General features: G+C 31.8%; 3 protein-coding genes. All 3 read right to left on the reverse strand.

The features are described 5' to 3' along the window. The coding region (locus AC1DTM_RS25480) for a hypothetical protein (RefSeq protein ID WP_477001189.1) at positions 1–252 on the reverse strand (252 nt) is incomplete at its 3' end. Positions 253–531: 279 nt separating this feature from the next. Then, complete coding sequence (locus AC1DTM_RS25485; RefSeq protein WP_002158372.1) at positions 532–1224, reverse strand: DUF421 domain-containing protein; 693 nt, start codon at positions 1222–1224, stop codon at positions 532–534. A gap of 158 nt (positions 1225–1382) precedes the next feature. Then, positions 1383–1646, reverse strand: coding sequence for a CD3324 family protein (locus AC1DTM_RS25490; RefSeq protein ID WP_002202437.1), 264 nt, complete (start codon positions 1644–1646; stop codon positions 1383–1385). Between the last annotated feature and the right edge of the window lie 13 nt (positions 1647–1659).

The following is a 1659-nucleotide window of genomic DNA, read 5'->3' on the forward strand; positions in this document are numbered from 1 at the left end:
CGGTATTACATACGGATTTATTTTCAGTAAAAAYGATTCTGCATCTTCTCTATTTTCAACTGTTAATACCGTATCAATTAACTCTTTCTGTTCATCCGTTAAATTCTCAAATACATGTATTATCTTTTCAATTGCAAGTGATTTTAACGCTTGAATTACTCCTCTATCATTTGCCGTCGCATGTCCATTTGCTAAAATATAAGCTTGTGACTTTATAAAATTATATTGATCACTTCTAATAAAAGCTTCCATCTTTATCACTCCATACAAATTGTTGATCTAGTTTTACCCCGCATTAACGGGCAGTAAGACTCCCACCTTAAAATTCAGCTGGAGCAAAGAAGTTAGGCGGGAGATCGACTGCCCGTAAACGCCCGATTGGTTCAACTAATAATCAGTGGGGGATGAACAAAACCCCCACTGATTATAGTTTCACTTTATTGTATACAATGATTCAGTTTTTTGATATGTAAAAGATAATTTAGAAATGAACATTGCATAGACATGCCTCTAGGAATTGTTTTTTTATTACTATTTTAATCTTTTCATCTCCTGACAAAAAAATCCATCATCTGTTTTCCATTCCGCATATAATACATCCTCAAATTTAGTAATCCCTTTTTGCTTAATTTGCTTATAAAGCCATCCCTCATCAAAACCTGCTTCTCTCAAATTATCCTTAACTACTTTTCCGTCACTAATTAATGAAATGGGTAAGTATACTGGCTTATGTTTTAAACTTAAATCATTTATATTGGGAGTTTCATATTTACTTTTTTTCAGAACGCTTATGTTTCCGTTAGGTTCCAATATCATATATTCAACTTCTCGGATTGAAAAAATATCTTTTTGTTGTCTTAGCATTTGCTGTAATTGGTTGATGTCCAAATGATTTGCACTTAATTGCTCTCGGTCAATATGCCCATTACGAATGATAATAGAAGGGTATCCTTCAAAAAACCTTCTTGTTCCTCTTATTTTTTGTGTTATCACTTCTATTGTGTAAATTAATATGACCCAAACAAATACTGAATATAAAATAGACCACACTTTAATTTTAGGATCATATATTGAATTTCCAACAAGCTCACCAAGAACGATAGCAGAAATAAAATCAAAAGGCGTTAGCTGAGATATTTGTGTTTTCCCTAATATTTTTGTAGCAATTAATAGAACAAAAAAACCAACTAAAAGCTCTATCGTTATTTGTCCAAGATGATTCATAGTTATTCACCTTTCTGCTTTAACCCGCACTCTATGTATTCTGTTTAATACATAGACGTTGCATTTTTGATATTATCATGCCCATCCATATTCAATACATACAAAGTAAAAAGAGTCTGATTCAAAATAATATTCGAATCAGACTCTTTTACTTTTGTTTATTTAGAATACACAATCTTTTTAATCGTTTCTCCGGAAAGAAAATATTCTTCTGCTAATTGATGAATTGCAATTCCACTTTTAAAAGCGTCTTTAATTGCTTTATTTCTTTCATCCAGTTGTTTTCTTCCGCCAGATCGTGTACCCCATTTATAATGTTTTGTTTCTTGTTTTGGAATGTAAATTGTTTCACCTTGTATATACTTTTGAATTTCAGCAATTAAACTTTCTGGTAAAACAGTCGCAGCTTTTACGTATTTCATTTCTGCTCGCCCC

The sequence above is a fragment of the Bacillus sp. P4_D3 genome (assembly GCF_056401855.1).

What these genes read in the sequence shown, in the direction of transcription:
- AC1DTM_RS25485 (WP_002158372.1), bottom strand. Translation starts at nt 1,224, where the DNA reads ATGAATCATCTTGGACAAATAACGATAGAGCTTTTAGTTGGTTTTTTT.
- AC1DTM_RS25490 (WP_002202437.1), bottom strand. Translation starts at nt 1,646, where the DNA reads ATGAAATACGTAAAAGCTGCGACTGTTTTACCAGAAAGTTTAATTGCT.